At 64.5% G+C, this 19,193-nt stretch carries 17 protein-coding genes; 10 read left to right on the top strand and 7 right to left on the bottom strand.

Annotation, left to right across the window (positions count from 1 at the left end; translation table 11 throughout):
- Window positions 1-64: 64 nt before the first annotated feature.
- A complete protein-coding gene (locus DRB87_RS16955; protein WP_130026735.1) occupies window positions 65-523 on the top strand; it encodes a YaiI/YqxD family protein in 459 nt (152 codons plus the stop codon).
- A gap of 32 nt (window positions 524-555) precedes the next feature.
- Here DRB87_RS16955 and DRB87_RS16950 read toward each other — a convergent pair whose 3' ends face one another.
- Window positions 556-1,428 carry a LysR family transcriptional regulator gene (locus tag DRB87_RS16950; protein WP_165385350.1) on the bottom strand — a complete coding sequence of 291 codons (873 nt, stop codon included), beginning with the start codon at window positions 1,426-1,428 and terminating at the stop codon, window positions 556-558.
- 301 nt (window positions 1,429-1,729) lie between these two features.
- Between DRB87_RS16950 and DRB87_RS16945 the strand changes: the two genes are divergently transcribed.
- The 6 genes from DRB87_RS16945 to DRB87_RS16920 all read left to right on the top strand — a co-directional run bounded on the left by DRB87_RS16945 (window position 1,730) and on the right by DRB87_RS16920 (window position 10,065).
- Window positions 1,730-3,007: an efflux RND transporter periplasmic adaptor subunit gene (locus DRB87_RS16945; protein ID WP_240756031.1), complete on the top strand. Its 1,278-nt coding sequence runs from the start codon at window positions 1,730-1,732 to the stop codon at window positions 3,005-3,007.
- A 2-nt stretch (window positions 3,008-3,009) separates the two neighbouring features.
- Entirely contained in the window at window positions 3,010-6,147 is a 3,138-nt protein-coding gene (locus DRB87_RS16940) for a multidrug efflux RND transporter permease subunit (protein WP_130026734.1), read from the top strand.
- The gene (locus tag DRB87_RS16935) at window positions 6,144-7,604 is read left to right on the top strand and encodes an efflux transporter outer membrane subunit (protein ID WP_130026733.1); all 1,461 of its coding nucleotides are present in this window, start codon (window positions 6,144-6,146) and stop codon (window positions 7,602-7,604) included. Before DRB87_RS16940 ends, DRB87_RS16935 begins: the two co-directional genes overlap by 4 nt.
- 110 nt (window positions 7,605-7,714) lie before the next feature.
- A complete protein-coding gene (locus DRB87_RS16930) occupies window positions 7,715-8,608 on the top strand; it encodes a LysR family transcriptional regulator (protein WP_130026732.1) in 894 nt (297 codons plus the stop codon).
- Between the two features lie 159 nt (window positions 8,609-8,767).
- Window positions 8,768-9,535 (top strand): LuxR family transcriptional regulator, encoded by a 768-nt coding sequence (locus tag DRB87_RS16925; protein ID WP_130026731.1) that lies wholly within the window; start codon window positions 8,768-8,770, stop codon window positions 9,533-9,535.
- A 269-nt stretch (window positions 9,536-9,804) separates the two neighbouring features.
- Window positions 9,805-10,065, top strand: coding sequence for a DUF4148 domain-containing protein (locus DRB87_RS16920; RefSeq protein WP_130026730.1), 261 nt, complete (start codon window positions 9,805-9,807; stop codon window positions 10,063-10,065).
- A 212-nt stretch (window positions 10,066-10,277) separates the two neighbouring features.
- Here DRB87_RS16920 and DRB87_RS16915 read toward each other — a convergent pair whose 3' ends face one another.
- The 6 genes from DRB87_RS16915 to DRB87_RS16890 form a co-directional block, all read right to left on the bottom strand.
- The gene (locus DRB87_RS16915) at window positions 10,278-11,789 is read right to left on the bottom strand and encodes an efflux transporter outer membrane subunit (RefSeq protein WP_130027919.1); all 1,512 of its coding nucleotides are present in this window, start codon (window positions 11,787-11,789) and stop codon (window positions 10,278-10,280) included.
- A gap of 17 nt (window positions 11,790-11,806) precedes the next feature.
- The gene (locus DRB87_RS16910) at window positions 11,807-12,790 is read right to left on the bottom strand and encodes an efflux RND transporter periplasmic adaptor subunit (RefSeq protein WP_130026729.1); all 984 of its coding nucleotides are present in this window, start codon (window positions 12,788-12,790) and stop codon (window positions 11,807-11,809) included.
- The gene (locus DRB87_RS16905) at window positions 12,787-12,996 is read right to left on the bottom strand and encodes a DUF1656 domain-containing protein (protein ID WP_130026728.1); all 210 of its coding nucleotides are present in this window, start codon (window positions 12,994-12,996) and stop codon (window positions 12,787-12,789) included. The genes DRB87_RS16910 and DRB87_RS16905 overlap by 4 nt, the downstream gene beginning before the upstream one ends.
- Window positions 12,993-15,002, bottom strand: coding sequence for an FUSC family protein (locus DRB87_RS16900; RefSeq protein ID WP_130026727.1), 2,010 nt, complete (start codon window positions 15,000-15,002; stop codon window positions 12,993-12,995). The genes DRB87_RS16905 and DRB87_RS16900 overlap by 4 nt, the downstream gene beginning before the upstream one ends.
- A gap of 3 nt (window positions 15,003-15,005) precedes the next feature.
- Window positions 15,006-15,479 (bottom strand): MarR family winged helix-turn-helix transcriptional regulator, encoded by a 474-nt coding sequence (locus DRB87_RS16895; protein ID WP_130026726.1) that lies wholly within the window; start codon window positions 15,477-15,479, stop codon window positions 15,006-15,008.
- 180 nt (window positions 15,480-15,659) lie between these two features.
- Complete coding sequence (locus DRB87_RS16890; protein WP_130027918.1) at window positions 15,660-16,211, bottom strand: MarR family winged helix-turn-helix transcriptional regulator; 552 nt, start codon at window positions 16,209-16,211, stop codon at window positions 15,660-15,662.
- 145 nt (window positions 16,212-16,356) lie between these two features.
- Here DRB87_RS16890 and badH point away from each other — a divergent pair, with 145 nt between their 5' ends.
- From badH to aliB, 3 genes are all read left to right on the top strand, one after another.
- Complete coding sequence (gene badH, locus DRB87_RS16885; protein ID WP_130026725.1) at window positions 16,357-17,124, top strand: 2-hydroxycyclohexanecarboxyl-CoA dehydrogenase; 768 nt, start codon at window positions 16,357-16,359, stop codon at window positions 17,122-17,124.
- A gap of 108 nt (window positions 17,125-17,232) precedes the next feature.
- Window positions 17,233-18,015 (top strand): 2-ketocyclohexanecarboxyl-CoA hydrolase, encoded by a 783-nt coding sequence (gene badI / locus DRB87_RS16880; protein ID WP_130026724.1) that lies wholly within the window; start codon window positions 17,233-17,235, stop codon window positions 18,013-18,015.
- Between the two features lie 14 nt (window positions 18,016-18,029).
- Window positions 18,030-19,184: a cyclohexanecarboxyl-CoA dehydrogenase gene (gene aliB / locus DRB87_RS16875; RefSeq protein WP_130026723.1), complete on the top strand. Its 1,155-nt coding sequence runs from the start codon at window positions 18,030-18,032 to the stop codon at window positions 19,182-19,184.
- The last annotated feature ends 9 nt before the right edge of the window (window positions 19,185-19,193 follow it).

The raw sequence follows: 19,193 nt of genomic DNA, 5'->3' as shown, positions 1-19,193 counted from the left end.
GCGGTGAAAGCACGACGATTGGCATATGATGGGAGGCCTTTGACTCCCCCGGAACGATCTTCACATGCAAGTTTTCGTCGACGCTGACGCCTGTCCCTTTGCCGTCAAGGAGATATTGTTCCGGGCCGCGCGACGAGAGGAAGTGCAGGTCACGCTGGTCGCGAACCAATTCCTGCGCACGCCTCCGTCACCGTTCATCAAGGCGATTCAGGTGCCGGCAGGCTTCGACGTGGCGGATGCCCGCATTGTCGAGCTTGTCGTCCTGGGCGATCTGGTGATTACCGCGGACATCCCGCTTGCCGCCTTGGTGCTCGACAAAGGGGGGCTGGCGCTCGATCCACGCGGGAATTGGTTCACGCGTGAAAACATCGAGGAACGACTGAGCATGCGCGACATGATGGATCAACTGCGCAATGCGGGCATCGAGACCGGCGGTCCTGCCCCCTTCAGCGCGCGCGACAGTCAATCGTTCGCTGGGCAACTCGATCGCTTCCTCGCCCGTCATCGCGCGTCGCGCCGGTAAGCGGTCCGTGCCGGAACGCGCAAAAAGCGCGCTTACTCCGCTTCCGAACTCGCCCGCAACAGTTCGCCAAACCGGGTGTTGCACCATCTCATCACGTCGTTGGGCTCTCGACCAAAACGCCAGAGCATGCGCACAGGCAGTTGCGGTAGGCCGAGATCGTCGCAGCGCAGTTCGTGAAGATCCTCGTACTCCGCAATATCGATGGGCAGCACGGCCCAGCCAAGTTTGTCGACTACCATGCCGGCGATCACGTAAAAACTGTCCGCCCGCCAGATTGACGGGCTCAGTTGCCACGGCGTGAAATCGTCCATTTGCAGCAGAATCTGACGGTACTTGGCCAGATCGCCGCGCGTGACCTGATCGCGGTAAGCGAGCGGATGGTCGCCCGCGACAAAGACCCCCTGTACGGCAGAGCCCACATACTTGTGCCCAAGCGCCGAAGAGATCGCGCCGCGATCCACGTGAAAACCGATGTCCGCGCGCTGCTTCTCCACATACTCGGCCACTTCCGTTGAGGTTCCGTTGAGCAACGTCAGCTCCAGATAAGCGAACTGGTACGCGAGATCGCGCACCAGTTCGCTCACGGCCTGATACGGCAACGCTTCGTCGATCGCCAGCGACAACTGCGGCTGCTCGCCGAACGCCAGCGCATTGGCTCGATGGTTCAAGCCCTCGGCCTGACGCAGCAACTCCTTCGCCTCGAGCAACATCACCTCTCCCTGTGCGGTGAGTCTCGCGTTGCGACGGCTACGGTCGAATAGTTCAAATCCCAAATCAGCCTCGAGCAGCGAAATCGCCGAACTCAACGCCGATTGGGCTTTGCCGAGTCTTCGGGCGGCAGCCGATATCGATCCTTCCTCCGCGGCAGCCACAAAGTAGCGCAATTGCTCTATTGTCCAGTTCATTCATCCATTTTATCGATAGGTTCCAACTTTTTCTAACAGAAATTTCGCGGCAGAATCGCGCTTCTCCAATGTAGGACGCCAGATTGAATCGCCAACATAGGCGAGGCGGCAGACGACCGGATCTTCCGGTCCGGTGGTCTCGGGGACTGACCCCTTCGCGCAATGCGCACCTGCCACCCACGGCGACCCTGGAGAGATGCGGGCCCCCGGTACCCCATCCGTGGCTGCGCCATGGGTCGACGTCGCGCACTGAGCGCGGTCTCGACACCCCGACCGGTTGTCGTCAATCCAACGTACTTACATGTCATCGAATATTCATTACCGAACTCGCTTCGGACGGCTGACCGGCCTGTCAGCCAGCCTGATCGCCAGTGTTCTCGTTCTCGCCGCCTGCGCCGACCGAGATCCAAAGGACGAGGCCGATGCGACGCCGGAAGCCGTCGTGCGCGTCGTCGAGCGCCGTGCACAGACCCTCACGACGCAGCAGCCGGGACGTCTGGCCGCCTACCGCAGCGCCGATGTGCGTGCGCGTGCGGGCGGGGTCGTCGTCGAACGCCGATACCAGGAAGGGCAGACCGTCGCCAAGGGCGATGTGCTCTTCCGCATCGACCCGCAACCGTTGTCGGCTGCGCTGGACGCCGCACGCGGTGCACTCGCCAAGGCGCAAGCTGAACACGACGCGGCTCGCGACAAGGTCGAGCGATATCGCGGCCTTCTGGAAGCGCGCGCCATCAGCGCCCGGGAAGATGCCGAGTCTCGCTCGGCCGAAGCGCGCGCGCGCGCGGAGGTGTTGGCCGCTCGCGCGGAGGTCCGCAAGGCGGAACTCAATCTCGGCTATACGCGCGTCGTCTCGCCCATTGCGGGGCGCGTGCGCCGTGCCGAAGTCACGGAGGGCGCGCTGGTCGGTCTCGACTCGGCCACGCTGCTCACACGCGTGGAGCAGATCGATCCGATCTACGTGAACTTCTCGCAGCCGGCCGCCGAGGTGTATGCCATGACGCGCGATTTGCGCACCGGTAAGCTGCAGCACGGCAACGCGTCGGCCGCGCCTCCGGTGCATGTGACGCTGCCCGACGGCCGTGAATATGCGCTACCGGGCCAATTGCTCTTTACCGATCTGGCGGTCGATCCGGGCACGGACACCATCGCCATGCGCGCCGTGCTGCCAAACCCCGACGGCGTGTTGTTGCCCGGCGCGTTCGTGCAAGTGCGCCTGCAGGGGGCGGTGAATCCGAACATCGTGCGCGTGCCCCGCGAGGCGCTCACGCGCACGGCCAATGGCGCCGTGGTGCGCGTGGTCGACGCACAGGGCACGGTGCGCGACACGAAGGTGCATGCGGATGAGATCGACGGCCGCGATTGGCTCGTCACGGAGGGCCTTGCGGGCGGCGAGACGATCATCGTGCAGAACGTCGCGCAGTTCTCCGACGGCATGCACGTCAAGGTCAAGGCCGAGGCCAAGCAGACGGACGACACGAAGGCCAAGCCGGTGATGTCCCGCGACGCGAAGCCGAAAGACAATGGCGGACCGGTCGAGCCTGCGCGCGCCGGACCGGCCTCCCACGCGGAGACGCAATAATCATGGCTCGCTTCTTTATCGATCGCCCGGTCTTTGCCTGGGTGATCGCCCTGTTGATTACGCTCGTTGGCGTGCTCTCCATCCGTGCGCTTCCGGTGGCGCAGTACCCCGACATCGCCCCGCCGACGGTCAGTGTCTGGAGCAGCTATCCGGGCGCGTCGGCCAAGGTGGTCGAAGATGCCGTGACGGCGATCATCGAGCGCCAGATGAACGGCGCGCCGGGGCTGATGTATACGTCGGCGTCCAGCGGCAACGGTCGTTCGTCGGTCAATCTCACCTTCCAGCAGGGCACCAATCTCGATCTGGCCGCCGTCGAGGTGCAGAACCGCTTGAAGACGGTCGAATCGCGTCTGCCTGAAGTCGTGCGCCGCGATGGCGTCGTCGTTGAGCGCGCGGCCGACAATATTCATATGGTGGTCACGCTGGCGTCAGCGAATCCGGCGATTGGCGAATCCGATCTCGGCGAGATCGCCGCGGCGCAGGTCATCAACCAGCTCAAACGCGTGCCGGGCGTCGGACAGGTGCAGTTCTGGGGCACGGAGAAAGCGATTCGTATCTGGCCCGACGCAGCGAAGCTCGTCGCCCTCGACTTGAGTGCTTCAAACATCGTCTCAAAGATCCGGGCCTACAACGTGCGCGTGACCATCGGCGATATCGGCGCAGGCTCGACGCCCGCGTCGGCCCCGATCAACGCCAACGTGGTGTCGGAAGGCTCGCTTTCCTCGCCCGAAGCCTTTGCAGCGATTCCGTTGCGCGTGCGTGCCGACGGCTCGGCGATCCGGCTCGGCGATGTCGCTCGCGTGGAATTGGGGGCGGCCGATTACGCCTATTCGTCGCGCGTGGACGGCATGCCGGCCAGCGCGATGGGCATCAAGCTTGCCGCCGGCTCGAACGCCGTCGCGGTGATGAAGGCGGTGCGCAAGGTGATGGACGATCAATCGGCGCTGTTTCCGGCCGGTGTTTCATACCAGATCCCGTACGAGACCGCGTCGTTCGTCAAGGTTTCGATCCAAAAGGTCGTGAAGACGTTGCTCGAAGCCGTGGTGCTGGTGTTCCTGGTGATGTACCTGTTCATGCAGAACCTGCGCGCCACGCTCATTCCCACACTGGTGGTGCCGGTCGCGCTGCTCGGCACCTTCGGCGTGCTGCTGGGACTCGGCTATTCGATCAACACGCTCACGATGTTCGGCATGGTGCTGGCCATCGGCATTCTCGTCGACGACGCGATCGTCGTCGTGGAGAACACCGAACGCATCATGGTGGAAGAGGGCCTTTCGCCCTATGCCGCCACGGTCAAGGCGATGAAGCAGATCAGTGGGGCCATCGTCGGGATCACGGTGGTGCTGGTCGCGGTGTTCGTACCGATGGCGTTTTTCCCCGGCGCGGTGGGCAACATCTACCGTCAGTTTGCAATCACGCTCGCGGTGTCGATTGCTTTCTCGGCGTTCCTTGCCCTCTCGCTCACGCCCGCGCTGTGCGCCACGCTGCTGCGTCCGATCGCGGCCGGCCATCACGACAAACGCGGTTTCTTCGGTTGGTTCAATCGCACTTTCGCGCTGGGCACCGAGCGCTACACACGGACGGTGAGCAAGACGCTGCGCCGTCCGTGGCGCGCGGTGCTGGTGTATGGCGCGGTGCTGATCGCCGTGCCGCTCGCGTTCATGCGTCTGCCCTCGTCGTTCATTCCCGACGAGGACACCGGCAGCTTCATGGTGATGGCGTCCGAGCCGCAGGGCGCCACGTTGCCCGAGGCGATGTCGGCGCTCGAGCGCATCGAGCACTATCTGATGCAGCACGAGCCGGTCAAACACGTCTTTGCGCTGGGCGGATGGAACGAGTTCGGGTCGGGCCCGGGCGGCGGCATGCTGTTTGTCACGCTCAACGACTGGCACGAGCGCACGTCCGCACACGACGAGGTGAGCGCCATTGTCGAGCGCGTCAACGCCAAGTTTGGCGGACAGCCCGATCGCATGGTGATGGCGATGAACAGCCCGGCGCTGCCGGAACTGGGTTCGTCGAACGGCTTCAATCTGCGCTTGCAGGACCGGGCCGGTGTGGGTAAGGACGCGCTCACCGCCGCGCGCGACACGCTGCTCAAGAAGGCGGCGCAAGATCCTGTGCTCAAGAACGTGATCTTTGCCGGTCAGGGCGACGTGCCACAAATCGACGTCGCCATCGACCGGCACAAGATGGAAGCGCTCGGCGTCAAGATGGACGACGTCAATACCACGCTCGCGACGATGTTCGGCTCCGACTATGTCGGCGACTTCATGCTGGGCGCGGAGAATCGCCGCGTGATCGTGCAAGCGGACGGACGTCAGCGCGTGTCGCCGGAGGACGTGGGCAACCTGCGTGTGCGCAATGCAAATGGCGACATGGTGCCGCTTTCGGCATTCGTCTCGCTCAAGTGGAAGCTCGGCTCGCCGCAGCTCAGGCGATACAACGGCTACCCGTCGTTCACGATCCAGGGCGAATCGGCACCGGGCAAGAGCAGCGGCGAGGCGATGGTGCGCATGGAGCGATTGATGGCCGACCTGCCCAAAGGCATCGGTTACGAGTGGAGTGGCCAGTCGCTCGAAGAGCGCATCTCGGGCGCACAGGCGCCGGTGCTGTTCGCCTTGTCGGTGTTGGTGGTCTTCCTCGCGCTCGCGGCGTTGTACGAAAGTTGGGCGATTCCGGCGGCCGTCGTCATGGTGGTGCCGCTTGGTGTGATCGGCGCGCTCGGCGCGGTGAGCTTGCTGGGCATGCCCAACGACATCTACTTCAAGGTGGGGTTGATTGCGACCATCGGCCTGTCGGCGAAGAACGCCATCCTGATCGTGGAAGTCGCCAACGACATGACGAAGCAGGGCATGGCTTGGCTCGATGCGGCGGTCGAAGCCGCGCGTCTGCGCCTGCGCCCGATTGTGATGACGTCGCTGGCATTTGGCTTCGGCGTAGTGCCGCTGGCCATTGCTTCTGGCCCAGCATCGGGCGCACAGCGCGCCATCGGTGTCGCGGTGCTCGGCGGGATCGTGACGGCCACGGTGCTGGCGATCTTTCTGGTGCCGTTGTTTTTCCTGTGGGCCGGTCGCTTCGTGCGCCGGCCAAAGACGAACGCGTCGGGCGATGCCGCACCGGCCATCGAGGGGAAGGTATGAAGATGTTTCGACCCCGCTTGCGCGGGATAGCCGTGCCCGGCGTGTGCTTGCTGGCGCTGGTCGGCGGATGCACGCTGGCGCCGACCTATGAGCGCCCGGCCGCTCCGGTGCCGACCACGTACGAGGCGGCACCGTCGGGCACCGGTGCGCGTCTGGCGCTCGCCGAACCGCTCGCGGCTGACGCGGATTGGGCCGACGTATTCACCGATCCCGCCTTGCAGACGCTGATCCGTCGCTCGCTCGCACAGAATCGCGACTTGCGTCTGGCGTCGCTGCGGGTGCAGGAAGCGCGTGCGCTGTATGGCATCGAGGCGGCCAATCTGCTGCCCAGCGTGCAGGCGGGCGGCGCATTCTCCCGTCAGCGGTACTCGGGGTCGGCAGGCCTGCCTGAGGGCAGAGGCGCCGCCGCAGGTTACGTCGCCAACGACTTACGGGCGACGCTGGGCGTGAGCGCTTTTGAACTCGATTTCTTCGGGCGCGTGCGCAGCCTGCGCGATGCGGCCCTGCATTCGTATCTGGCAAGCGAGGAAGCGCAACGGGCGGCGCAGGTGAGTCTCGTGGCGGAAGTGGCCACGTCCTACATTGGGCTGGTGGCCATCAATGAACAGATCGCCTACGCGCGCGAGGTGCTGGCGGCGCGCGAGGAGGGCATTCGCGTGGTTCGCCTGCGCGCCGAGCGCGGGCTGATCGACGATCTCGACCTGAATGCCGAGACCACGCAGGTCGAAGTGGCGCGGGCATCGCTCGCCGAACGCGAGCGGCAACGCAGCGAGATCGTGCACGCGTTGCAGGTTCTGACCGGCGATGTGAGTGCGAAGCCAGTCGCGGCGGCATCGCTCGACGACGCATTCGTCGTGCCCGTGGCCGCCGGATTGCCGTCCTCGTTGCTGATGCGTCGTCCGGATATTCGGCAGGCGGAAGCGCAACTGCGTGCGGCCAACGCGGATATCGGTGCCGCTCGCGCGGCGTTTTTCCCGTCGATCAAGTTGACGACGGACGTCGGTACCGCCAGCGCAGGCATTGCGGATCTGTTCGGCGCGGGCACCGGTGTGTGGTCGTTTCTGCCGCAAGTTACCGTGCCGATCTTTGCGGGCGGGCGTCACCGGCAAGGTCTGACTCTGGCGAACGTACGCAAGGAGATGGCCGTTGTGTCGTACGAGCGCGCGATTCAGACGGCGTTTGCCGAAGTGGATGACGCCTTGGCCGCGCAAGGGCTGCTATCGCGCCAGTTCCAGGCGCAACAGCGCGTGTCGGACGGCGAGCGCGAGCGGCTTCGTCTGGCCCATCATCGCTATACCAACGGCGTGGCGAGCTACCTCGAACTGCTCGACGCGCAGCGCAGCGCATTTCACGCGGCGCAACAGTTGATCGATGTGAAGCAGCGGGTGCTCGTCAACCATGTGGCGCTGTACCGAGCGCTGGGCGGAGGATGGCAACCGGAGAGCGGCACGTCCTGAGATGGTGGGCGGCGGGACCGCTTGGCGGGCAGCGCATTGACATGGCGCATCGATAGCGTCTCTTGGTAAAGTCTTGGCATGCCACCACGGTTCATAAGGAAAACTTTGAGATGCGCCGCCTCAATCTGGATCAGCTTCATACGTTTTCCGAAGTCCTCGACGCGGGGAGTTTCTCCGCGGCCGCCGCGCGGCTCGATCTGTCGCAGCCCGCCGTGAGCTTGCAGGTTCGCCAGTTGGAACAGCGATTGAACGTCCGGCTGGTTGAGCGCGTGGGCAAGCGGCTCAAGCCGACGTCCGCCGGGCTGACGCTGCTGGACCATGCCCGCCGCATCGATGCTGTCGTCGAAGACGCCATGCATGCGCTGTCCAGCCATGCAAGCGGCGAAGTCGGTGAAGTGGCGATCGGCACCGGAGCGACGGCCTGCATTCATTTGTTGCCGCCGATACTGCGAGCGATGCGTAAGCGCCACCCGATGCTCGACATCCGTGTGAGCACCGGGAACACCGACGACGTGGTCGCCGCCGTGACCGAGAACCGGCTCGATATCGGTCTCGTCACCTTGCCCACTGCCGGGCGCAGCCTGCATATCCGGCCCGTATTGCGCGACGCGTTCGTCGCCATCGCGCCGGCAGGCGACTCGCACTGGGCGACGGAGGTCACGCCGCAGATGCTCGCCGCGGCACCGATGGTCGCGTTCGAGCCGGGGAGCAGCACCCGGTTGTTGATCGATGAATGGTTTCTCCAGGCGGGATTGCGCGTGCGGCCGGTCATGGCGCTGGGCAGCGTCGAAGCCATCAAGGAAATGGTGGCGGCCGGCTTGGGTTACAGCATCGTGCCCAGGCTTTCCGTCAACGCGGCGCACTACCGGCGGGGATTGCGTGTCTCGACGCTCACACCGGGGTTGACGAGAACGCTTGCGGTCGTCATGCGCCGCGACAAACCGCTGACACCGGGATTGCGCAGGATCGTGTCGGCACTTGAGGCGTTGGGCGATGCCGCCTGATGGCGATGTGATGGCAACGTGGAAATGATCGGTAATTCACGGCAAATCAGTTTGCGGGCCGGTAACGTAGAATTGCCAACCATGACCGCATAAAGATAGGACTACCATGCGAGAATACGGGAAATTTGCCGGAAATCATTGAGAAGCGCGTAATTCGCAATGCATCATCATCTTTATCGATATGACGGGCTGCTCGGTGCCCGCTCGGTCGATGCACTTGACGCCGAGTTTCAGAAGCTGACGCAATCCCTGGGATATGAAGCGTTGTTCTATGCGCCGCTGTCACCGCGTCGCGAACGGGAGGCCGCTGCATTCCAGATGGGGGACCAGCGCATTACCTCGCAGGGAATGCCTAGCCGGCACATTTTCACGACGTTTCCGGCCGCCTGGATCGAGCGCTATCAAAGCGTGGGATATGCCGAAGTGGATCCCGTATTGATTGCCGCGAATTTGTCGCCGCTGCCGATTCTCTGGCGAACCTTCCTCGCACAGGCGCAGCCGCACCCCATTTTCGCGGACGCGCGCGCACACGGTCTCGGGTCCGGGGTGTCGATTCCGATCTACGGTGCGACCGGCGAGCGCGCGATCTTCAGCGCCGCGACGGCCGCGTCGCCCGAAGCCTCGGCCGAGCACGAAGCGCGCATGCTCGGAGAGATTTATCTTGCGGCAGTGTATTTTCACCAGGCGATTCAGCAGCTCGACATGCAATGGGTGGCGAGTCGCAGCACCGGCAAGCTCAGCCCGCGTGAGATCGAAAGTCTGCTGTGGGCGGCGCGCGGCAAAACCGCGTGGGAGATCGGTTTGATTCTGCGCATCTCCGAGCATACGGTGACGTTTCACCTCAATAACGCCAAGCGCAAGCTCGGTGCGGTCAATCGGCACCAGGCCATTGCCGCGGCGATCAGCAGCGGGGCGATATCACCCTGAGGCATCGTCGATGCCGTCATCTCCCGGGAGCGTCCTCGACTTCACGCTCGCGCGGCCGCTTCGCCTGCCATCCCCGTCCCGGTTTTGTTTCGTTTTCGCGTAATTCCTTCATCGGATTGCGAGGATTTCACAGCGTTTGTGAAACAGTGTGTTGTCGCTTTAGGGCTGGTTCATTAATGAGGGAAAACTATAATTTACTCATGGCGAAAACGGATTGAGTGCGGTTTTCGTGTCCATGCGTAACCGATGAACGATAAAAGGAGTTTTCCATGAAAAAGAACCTGTTGAGCGCTGTCGCCCTCGTTGGCTTGACGATGGCTGCCGGCTCGGTATTCGCCGAAGGTCAGGCGCAAACGAGCGGTGTCACCCGCGCCCATGTGCGCGCCGAACTTCAGGCAGCCCGTGAACTGGGTCTCTCGCCGGTGACGGAATTCAACTTCCCGTACACCTATGAGCAGTCGGTGCAATTGCAGAACCTGACGGCCCAGATCGAAGCGCGCAATCAAACGGCGACCCCGGCCGCCAACTGAAGGTGATGCGATAACCGTCGACAGGTTATCGATGGCAGTGCCTGGATTCGCCGACGGCCCGCCCGACTCGCGACCGAGTCTCGCCTGCGCCGCGCGAATCACCCCCACCGACGCCGTAGTGCGTCCTACCACAGCCCCGCCGAGGATTCGTTCCCGACGGGGCTTGTGTGTTTCTGGAGGCACGGCGTCGCGAAGACGCCACCTGCCTAATCTCAACGGGTGGATACCGATGATGCCGTGGAGGTTGCCGGCGTGTTGCCGCCGCCGGCCGTCTCAGCGGATGCCACTGGCGACGCCTTCTCGTGACTTGCACTCGCCGCACTCGATTGCCAGCCCCCGCCCAACGCCAGGAACAGATTGACCTGGTCCAGCGCGACTTGTGTTTCGGAGGCGGCCAGCGCGGCCTCGGCACTGGCGTGCGTGCGCTCGGCGTCAAGACTCGTCAGATACGGCGCGCGACCGGCCTGGTAGAGCTTGTGGTTCTGTTCGGCAGCGGTGCGCGATTTGTCGCGGGCATCGCGCAGGGCGTCGTCGCGCTGCAGCTCACGCGTGTATGCCGAGAGCGACGTCTGCGTTTCTTGCAGGGCCTTGAGCACGACGCCGTCGAAATGCGCGAGCGCGGCATCCGCCCCGGCTTCCATGCCCTTGATGTGCGAACGCACGCCGTTGGTCGGCAGCGACCACGTGATCATCGGTCCCACGCTCCACTGCTCGGTGCGGCCTTGCCCGAAGTGTTCCAGGACACCGCTCGCCCCGACCGACGCGCCAATGCGGATCGACGGGTAGAGATCCGCCGTGGCAACGCCGATCTTCGCCGTGGCGGAGGCGAGTTCGCGCTCGGCCTGACGCACGTCGGGGCGGCGCTTGAGCAGCGCCGTGCCGTCGCCGACCGGCAGCGGTTGCGCGAGTTGAGGAATGCGGCGGCACTGCGCCGCGCTCGGGTCGATCGTTCCCGGAACCTTGCCGAGCATCACGGCCAGCCGGTAAGTTGCCGCGTCGTGCTGCGCCTGGAAATGCGGCAAGGCGGCGCGCAAGGTGTCGGCCTGCGCCTGAGCGCGCAGCAGATCGGTTGGCTGATCCCGGCCGGCATCGACAAGCTTGCGCGTAATCGCCACGCTCTTTTCCTGCAACTTCAGTTGTTCGTTGGCGATGTCGAACTCGTGGTTGGCCGCGCAGCCTTGCACATAGGCGCGCACCGTTTCGGCGGCCACGCTCACACGCACGACGTCGAGGGCCGCCTGACTGGCTTCGGCGGCGGCCAGCGCGGCTTCATCGGCGCGCGCGAGTTTGCCGAAGAAGTCGATCTGATACGAGATGGACAGGGCGGCGGCGGCCAGATTGACCACCGGCAATTTTTCTTCCTTCAGGAAGCTCTCGCCGGAGATCTGGGCGCGGGCGGCTTCGGCTTGCACGCCGCCTTGCGGCAGATTCTCCGATTCGACTTCGTGGTACATCGCGAGCGCGCGCTGCACGTTGGCGGCGGCTACGCGAATGTTCGTGTTGGCGGCCAGCGCCGTTTTCACGAGTGCGTCGAGCTTGGGGTCGTCGTAGAGTTGCCACCAGTCGTCAGGCACGGCGCCGATCGAGACACCGCGTTGCGCTGCTTTCGCGATGGGGCCATTGGCGTCGGGCGAGCGCATGAGCGCGTGGTCCGGAAGATGATAGTCAGGCCCGACGGTCGTGCAACCGGCAACGAGCGCGGTGGCCGCTGCCACGGCGCTCATCAGGCATACGCGTGATTTCACCGCTGGGCTCCTGGTTGGGCGGACGTGGCCGATGTGGCCGACGTGATCGACGTGATCGACGTGACCGACGAAGGAGATGGCGTCGACGATTGCGATTGACCGGCGGTGTCCTGCTGACCCTCCACGACCGTCACGGTCGCGGTGCGCCCGGCGACCAGACGCATGTCCTTGGGCACATCGTCGAGCGCAATGCGCACCGGAATGCGTTGGGCGAGACGCACCCAGTTGAAGGTCGGGTTGATGTTGGGCAGCATCGACGCACCGCTCGTGCGGTCGCGATCCTCGATGCCGGCGACGATGCTCTGGACATGACCGTGCAGCACCTGGCGCTCGCCCATCAGACGCACCTCGACCTTGTCGCCGATGTGGATGCCGCGCATCTTCGTTTCTTCGAAATAGCCTTCCACGTGCAGCGAGTTGGCATCGACCATCGAGAGCACCGGGCGGCCGGTGCTGACGTAGTCGCCAACCCGTGGCAGGTGATCGTTCAGGTAGCCGTCGGCGGGCGCGAGTACCCGGGTGCGCGCGAGGTTGAGTTTCGCCAATCGCACGGCGGCGTTCGCCTGGGCTACCGCCGCCTCGCCCGATTCGACCTTGGCCTGGCCGGCTTCGACGACTTCCTTGGCGACCACTTCCGTCAACTGATGGTTGCGCGCATTTTCGCGGCGCGCCTGTGCGAGCGTGGCGCGCAGCGCCGCGACGTTGGCCTCGGCCTGCTGCACTGCCAGCGTGTAGCGGTCGGGGTCGATCACGAACAACAGATCGCCACGGTGCACCGGCTGATTGTCCTTGACCTCGACATCGGTGATGAGGCCGGAGACGTCGGGGGCGACCTGCACGATGTCGGCGCGAATGCGGCCGTCGCGCGTCCAGGGGGCGACGGTGTAGTAGTCCCACAGATGCAGCAGAACGTACACCGCGACGCAAGATACCGCGAGCGTCAGCGCGACGGGGCCGATGGAGCGAAATTTCAGTTTCATGGTTGGCAGGCGTGCGCGACGGCGACAATGCCGCCCAGCGCGATGATGTACACAGCAAGGTTGAACAGGGAACGGTGCCAGACGAGCTTGTAAAAGCCCAGGCGCGCGAGTACGAAGCGCAGCGCGCCAGTCAGGACGAAGGCCACGACCATCAGCACGAGCAGCGTCGGTACGAACACGCCGTAGATATCGATCTCTCCGCTCATTGAGCACTCCCGGGGCGTACGGTGGGGAACAGCGCGACGTGGATGTCCATGAGCGACGCGCGCGCGCTGCGCGCCGCCTGGTCGGTATGCGCCACCATCGAGCGCACGGCACCCAGCAGTTTGTCTTGCAGCGTGGCGTCGGGGGTGCTTACCGATTCGTCGAGCCGCGCCTGATAAAAGCGCGCCACATCGGTGAGCACGGCCTGAACGGCGTCGCGCTGCGATGCATTGAGATGCGGCAGCTCTCGCTGCAACGCCAGCGCCGAGAGTTCAACGCGCACTTCGGTAAAACCATCGCTCGACGTTTCGCTCTCGCTCGCAGCCAGGCGCGGCACGAGCTGGCCCAACCGATCGAGCAGACGCGTGCGCAGACGGTTATGTTCGGCAACGGAGCGCCCGAGCGCGTTGCGCGCGATGTCGCGCCAGCTCGAATGAATCAGTCGGCGCATGGCAACGCGCGTCCCGAAGGGGCGCGTCTGCAGTGTCCAGAGCAAGGCGAAAAGCACGCCGGCCAGTCCGGCGAGATTGCCGTTGAAGAACGCCTGGAAGTCGGCGCTGTATCCGCCCTGAATGCCCACGAAGCTCGCCGTATTCACCGCGACGAGCATGGCCACCATCGTGAAGCGCGGTTGTGGAATCAGCGTGCCCAGCAACAGATACGGAATGGCGAACAGCGCGACGAGCAGCCCGAAGTCATGCGCATTCGTCAGGATGAAGAACACGTACACGGCGGCGAACACCACGCATACGGCCGTCGCCCAGAAAAACGAGCGGATGAACGGCGCAGGCTCGTCCATCGCGGCGAAGAAGCAGCAGGCCACGGCACCGAGCGAGACGCCGGCGGCGCCATCGTTCCATCCGGTGTAGATCCACGCCATGCCCATGAGGAACGTGCACAGTGCCGCCGACACCGTCGAGAACAGCAGGAGACCGTGGTCGTAGTGGCGCGCGCCGCCCAGCTCCCAATGCTGGAAGGCGGGCGTCCATTCACCCTCGCCCTCGTAATGCTCGCGCTGACCGAAGCGGCGCTGCAGCGACGCGCAATCTTGCCAGAGCTGTACAAGCGAGCGCAGACGGTCTTCGGTGGCTGCGACCAAGGCACCATACCAGTCCGAGGCCTCGCCGGCCGATGGCGCCGGGCTCAGTAAATGCGCCGGGGCGGGCATCGGCGCACCGCGACGCAGCCAGGCGACCACGTCGGCCATCTTCGCCTCGAGCGTCTCGGGCGCGCCGCTGGGGTGCTCGCGCAACGCCTGCACGAGCGATGCGACCGTCGAGAGCACGGGCATCATCATCGTCATGCGCCCGCGCAATTCCTGCGCATCGCGCACGCGTTCGGATGTGTCGGCGTCATACGAGAGCTGGCTGATCAACTGGTCGAGGGCCAGAATGTCGGCCGCCATGCGGTGACGGCTCATGTGGCGCGTTGCCTTGCCGTCGGGGTCTGCCGAGAGCATGTCGGTCGTCCAGCGCGCGGCGTCGGTCAGCCAGCGCGCCGAGCGGTCGTGCAGGACCTTGGCCACGCTCGTGGGCAGGACCACGGCGCCGACCACGCTCGCACAGACGATGCCGAGGATGATTTCTTCGGAGCGTGCCACGGCGATATCGAAGATGACGCCAGGCGTGTTGACGGCCGGCAGGGCGATCAGCGGCAGCGTGTATGAGGCGAGCAGGAACACATAGCTGCGCGGCGAGCGATGCAGCAGCGAAATATAGAGCAGCGTGCCGGTCCACAGCCCGACGGCCGCCATCAGCAGCTCTGGCGTGTTGACGAGCGCCGGCACGAAGACGATGGACGCCGCGGCGCCGAGCAGCGTGCCGAACACGCGATACAGCGCCTTGGAGCGCGTGGCGCCCGTGAGCGGGTGCGACACGATATAGACGGTGGCCATCGCCCAGTACGGACGCGGCAGGCCGAGCGCGAGCGCGATGTAAAGCGCCAGCATCGAGGCGAGGAACGCCTTGATCGAGAAGATCCAGTCGCGGGAGGAAGGCCAGGTGAGCACGGTTTACTTCTTGGGAGGAGCCAGTGCGAGGATGGACCCATCGGGGCCCGCTGCGCGAGAGAGCACTTCGAACACGCGCAACACCGCTTCGAAATCCTCGCGCGGAATGTCGGCGAACACCTTCGCGCGCAACTCGCTGAGTTCGATTTCGAGCTTTTCGGCGAGCGCTTCGCCGGCCGCGGTCAGACGCAGCGCATTGGCGCGGCGGTCACTTGCATCGACTTCACGCAGCACGAGACCGGCCCCGCACAACTGATCGAGCAGTCGCACCAGGGACGCGCCTTCGAGCCCGACATATTCGGCAAGCTCGACCTGCCGCACCCCTTGGCCAAGCCGGCGGATGAACAGCAACGGGCCGGCGCTCGCCGCCGAAATACCGTATTCGGCGATCGCGCCTTGCGATAGCTGGCGCCATTGTTTGCCGGCCAGCAGCAGATGGCTCGTAAAGACGAAGCGGAGCGATTCCAGGGAGGTCATGAGAAAGATTATATGTTAACTAATAATTAGGATGCTAGTTAATGCGCTATTGCGTCAGATGGCAGAATCTCCGCAAACCAAGGCCTGTATTGGCTTTGCGGAAGATCCTTGCGCCAGTGGCCAGCGCTTTGGCGGGCGTTTTCGGCGACGTTCGCGCGTTTTATTTCTGATGAGGCGATCTCAGGCGCCCCGGCGCTCGCTGCCGTTGCCGGCGCTTTCTCGCTCGATTTCACCATCAGACGGGCCGCCCGCCGCCTCGTCGATTCGCTTCATGTTTTCGAGAAGCTTAAGCAGATAGTGCAGCGTGTGAGTCATGTCGCCGGTCGAGAATTCGTCGAGCGCCTGCGCGTAATAGCCGTGGATGCGCGGCACCGCCTCCCGGTGCCAGACCTCGTGCCCGTGCTCGGTCATGGTGATGCGGCGCGATCTCCGGTCGCGGCCGTCCGGTGCGCTCGCGATATGACCGTCGCGCTCCATGCGGCCGATCAGGCCCGACAGATTCTGGCGACTCACCATCAGATAACGCGCGAGATCGCCCACGCTCATGCCGTCGGACACCTCGGGGCGCGAGAGGGCGCCAAGTACGGCCCATTGCTGCGTCGTCAGCCCCAGGCTTTCGACCGCCCGCGTGCCTGTTTTATGCAACATGTTTGCGCATTGATAGAGCCGGAAGAACAGCCTGTTCGCCAGCTCCATTCGCGTTATTTCTGCATTATTGCTAGGGTTTTCCATATCAATTTCTCCGCTTCCGCGTGCTTGCGTATCGCCGATGTCGCGTCTAGTATACGACAACATATTGACGTAATTTGATGGGTGGGCCGGAATCTCCGAGGTCAGCAAGGATACCGCGCCCCCCCTGTGACTCTGGAGGCGAGACATGCAGCGATTCGAGGGCAAGACCGTCATCGTGACGGGCGGTGGGGGCGGGATCGGTGGGGCGACGTGCCGCCGTTTCGCCAGTGAAGGCGCGGCGGTGGCGGTCTTCGACCGCGATCTGGCGGCGGCCGAGCGCTGCGCAGGCGAGATCGTGGACGCTGGTGGGCGTGCGCAGGCATTCGCGTGCGACATCACAGTGCGTGAGCAGGTCGACGCCGCCGTCGCGGCGGTATCGGCGGCGTTGGGGCCGGTGGACGTTCTGGTCAACAACGCCGGGTGGGACATCTTCAAGCCCTTCACCAAGACGACACCGGCGCAGTGGGAATCGCTCATCGCCATCAACCTCGTGGGGGCGCTGCACATGCATCACGCAGTGTTGCCGGAGATGGTGGCGCGGCGCAGCGGACGCATCGTGAACATCGCGTCGGACGCGGCGCGCGTCGGGTCGTCGGGCGAAGCGGTGTACGCCGCCTGCAAAGGCGGGCTCGTCGCGTTCTCGAAGACGCTTGCCCGCGAGCATGCGCGCCACGGCATCACCGTCAACGTGGTGTGCCCGGGGCCGACCGACACGGCACTGTTTGCCGATTACAAGGAAGGCGCGGGCAATCCGGAAAAGCTGGTCGAAGCGTTCACCAAGTCCATTCCGCTCGGCCGCATCGGGCAGCCGGACGACTTGCCGGGGGCCATTGCCTTCTTCGCGAGCGACGACGCCGCGTTCGTCACCGGTCAGGTGCTGAGCGTCTCGGGCGGCCTCACGATGTGCGGTTGAGCCAGGCCATTTTCCGATCTCTCTTATCGATTTCACCATTGGCGCGCGTCACGGCTTTCAGCGACACCCAACGACCGCGAGCGACGCGCAGCGGCAAGGAGCGAAACCATGCAATACGAAGACATCCTTTATGAAGTGCGCAACGGTGCGGCGTGGATCACGATCAACCGTCCGGACAAGATGAACGCTTTTCGTGGGCGCACCTGCGACGAATTGATTCACGCCATCAACAAGGCAGGCTATGACCGCGAGATCGCGAGCATCGTGCTTGCCGGCGCTGGCGAGAAAGCGTTTTGCACCGGCGGCGATCAGTCGGCGCACGAAGGGCAATACGACGGGCGCGGCACCATCGGGCTACCGATGGAGGAGCTGCACAACGCCATTCGCGACGTGCCCAAGCCCGTGATTGCGCGCGTGCAAGGCTATGCCATCGGCGGCGGCAACGTGATCTGCACCTTGTGCGACTTCACGATTGCGTCCGAGAAGGCCGTGTTCGGTCAGGTCGGCCCGAAGGTCGGCTCGGTCGATCCGGGCTTCGGTACCGCATTTCTCGCGCGCGTCGTCGGCGAGAAGAAGGCGCGTGAGATCTGGTATCTGTGCCGTCGATATCCGGCGGCGGAAGCGCTGGCGATGGGGCTCGTGAATACAGTCGTGCCGCACGATCAACTCGATGCGGAAGTCCAGAAGTGGTGCGACGAGATTCTGGAGCGCAGCCCGACGGCGATTGCGATTGCGAAGCGCTCGTTCAACATGGATACGGCGCAACAGGCGGGCATCGCGGGCATGGGGATGTACGCGCTCAAACTCTATTACGAGACGGAAGAGTCGCGCGAAGGCGTGCGTGCGTTCCAGGAGAAGCGCAAGCCCGAGTTCCGGAAATACGCCAAATAAGCGAGGCAAACGCCATGCACAATCCGTATCTCGACGACGATCTCGTCGCGCTGGCCGAGCACACGCAACGTTTCGCCCAGGTGCGTGTCGCACCGGGCTTTCTCGAGCGCGACAAGACACGTGTGCTCGATCGCACGCTCATGCGCGAGATGGGCGAGCTTGGCCTGATTGCGCCGGAGCTGCCGGAAGCGTTCGGCGGGCAGGGCATGGGATGCCTCGCGGCCGGCGTGATTCATGAAGCGATTGCGCGCGCGGACCTGAGCCTCTCCTACGTCAATCTGCTGGCCTCGCTCAATGGCCAGATTCTCGCGGCACATGGACAGCCCGAGGTCGTCTTGCCCTGGTTGCGAAAGCTCACGCGCGGCGAGACGCTGCTCGCCATCGCGCTCACCGAGCCGCGCGGCGGATCGGACGCCGCCAACCTGCGCATGCGGGCCGAGTTCGACGCAACGCACTACGTGCTCAATGGGGAGAAGACGTCCATCTCCGCCGCGGACCAGGCCGATGCCGCCGTCGTGTTCGCGCGCACGGGCGACGTGGCGTCGGGCGCGCGCGGCATCTCGGCGTTCCTCGTGCCGCTCGATCTGCCGGGCATCACACGGCAACGCTTCGATTGCCACGGCCAGCGCGCCATCGGCCGGGGCTCGCTGTTCTTCGAAAACGTGAAGATCCCGGTGGATCACGTGCTGGGGGCGCCGGGCGAGGGCTTCGTGCAAGTGATGCAGGGCTTCGACTTTTCGCGCGCACTGATCGGCTTGCAGGTGCTGGCCGTCGCCCGCGCCTCGCTCGACGAGACCTGGGAATACGTGGCGCAGCGCGAAGCGTTCGGCAAACCGCTGTCGGCGTTTCAGGGCGTATCGCACCCGCTGGCCGACTTCGACACGCAGGTCGAGGCGGCGCGTCTGCTCTGTCTTCAAACGCTGTGGCTCAAGGATCGCGGCCTGCCGCACAGCGCCGAGGCGGCCATGTGCAAATGGTGGGGGCCGAAGCTCGCTTACGACGTCATCCATCAGTGCCTGCTGATGTTCGGTCATGGCGGCTACGACCGCGGAGTGATGGAGCAGCGCTTGCGCGACGTGCTCGGTTTCCAGATCGGCGACGGCACCGCGCAGATCATGAAGACGATCATTGCGCGCACTCGCGCCGGCCGGCAGGCAGTGCCCGTTTGACCGAACGGC

The organism is Pandoraea sp. XY-2, from assembly GCF_004193915.1.
GTDB lineage: Bacteria > Pseudomonadota > Gammaproteobacteria > Burkholderiales > Burkholderiaceae > Pandoraea > Pandoraea cepalis.
Note: the sequence above shows the minus strand (reverse complement) of the source record. Positions and strands in the feature narration are given on the sequence as shown.

What these genes read in the sequence shown, in the direction of transcription:
- DRB87_RS16950 (WP_165385350.1), bottom strand. Translation starts at nt 1,428, where the DNA reads ATGAACTGGACAATAGAGCAATTGCGCTACTTTGTGGCTGCCGCGGAG.
- badI (WP_130026724.1), top strand. Translation starts at nt 17,233, where the DNA reads ATGCAATACGAAGACATCCTTTATGAAGTGCGCAACGGTGCGGCGTGG.
- DRB87_RS16940 (WP_130026734.1), top strand. Translation starts at nt 3,010, where the DNA reads ATGGCTCGCTTCTTTATCGATCGCCCGGTCTTTGCCTGGGTGATCGCC.
- DRB87_RS16930 (WP_130026732.1), top strand. Translation starts at nt 7,715, where the DNA reads ATGCGCCGCCTCAATCTGGATCAGCTTCATACGTTTTCCGAAGTCCTC.
- DRB87_RS16895 (WP_130026726.1), bottom strand. Translation starts at nt 15,479, where the DNA reads ATGACCTCCCTGGAATCGCTCCGCTTCGTCTTTACGAGCCATCTGCTG.
- badH (WP_130026725.1), top strand. Translation starts at nt 16,357, where the DNA reads ATGCAGCGATTCGAGGGCAAGACCGTCATCGTGACGGGCGGTGGGGGC.
- DRB87_RS16945 (WP_240756031.1), top strand. Translation starts at nt 1,730, where the DNA reads ATGTCATCGAATATTCATTACCGAACTCGCTTCGGACGGCTGACCGGC.
- DRB87_RS16910 (WP_130026729.1), bottom strand. Translation starts at nt 12,790, where the DNA reads ATGAAACTGAAATTTCGCTCCATCGGCCCCGTCGCGCTGACGCTCGCG.
- DRB87_RS16915 (WP_130027919.1), bottom strand. Translation starts at nt 11,789, where the DNA reads ATGAGCGCCGTGGCAGCGGCCACCGCGCTCGTTGCCGGTTGCACGACC.
- aliB (WP_130026723.1), top strand. Translation starts at nt 18,030, where the DNA reads ATGCACAATCCGTATCTCGACGACGATCTCGTCGCGCTGGCCGAGCAC.
- DRB87_RS16890 (WP_130027918.1), bottom strand. Translation starts at nt 16,211, where the DNA reads ATGGAAAACCCTAGCAATAATGCAGAAATAACGCGAATGGAGCTGGCG.
- DRB87_RS16955 (WP_130026735.1), top strand. Translation starts at nt 65, where the DNA reads ATGCAAGTTTTCGTCGACGCTGACGCCTGTCCCTTTGCCGTCAAGGAG.
- DRB87_RS16925 (WP_130026731.1), top strand. Translation starts at nt 8,768, where the DNA reads ATGCATCATCATCTTTATCGATATGACGGGCTGCTCGGTGCCCGCTCG.
- DRB87_RS16920 (WP_130026730.1), top strand. Translation starts at nt 9,805, where the DNA reads ATGAAAAAGAACCTGTTGAGCGCTGTCGCCCTCGTTGGCTTGACGATG.
- DRB87_RS16905 (WP_130026728.1), bottom strand. Translation starts at nt 12,996, where the DNA reads ATGAGCGGAGAGATCGATATCTACGGCGTGTTCGTACCGACGCTGCTC.
- DRB87_RS16935 (WP_130026733.1), top strand. Translation starts at nt 6,144, where the DNA reads ATGAAGATGTTTCGACCCCGCTTGCGCGGGATAGCCGTGCCCGGCGTG.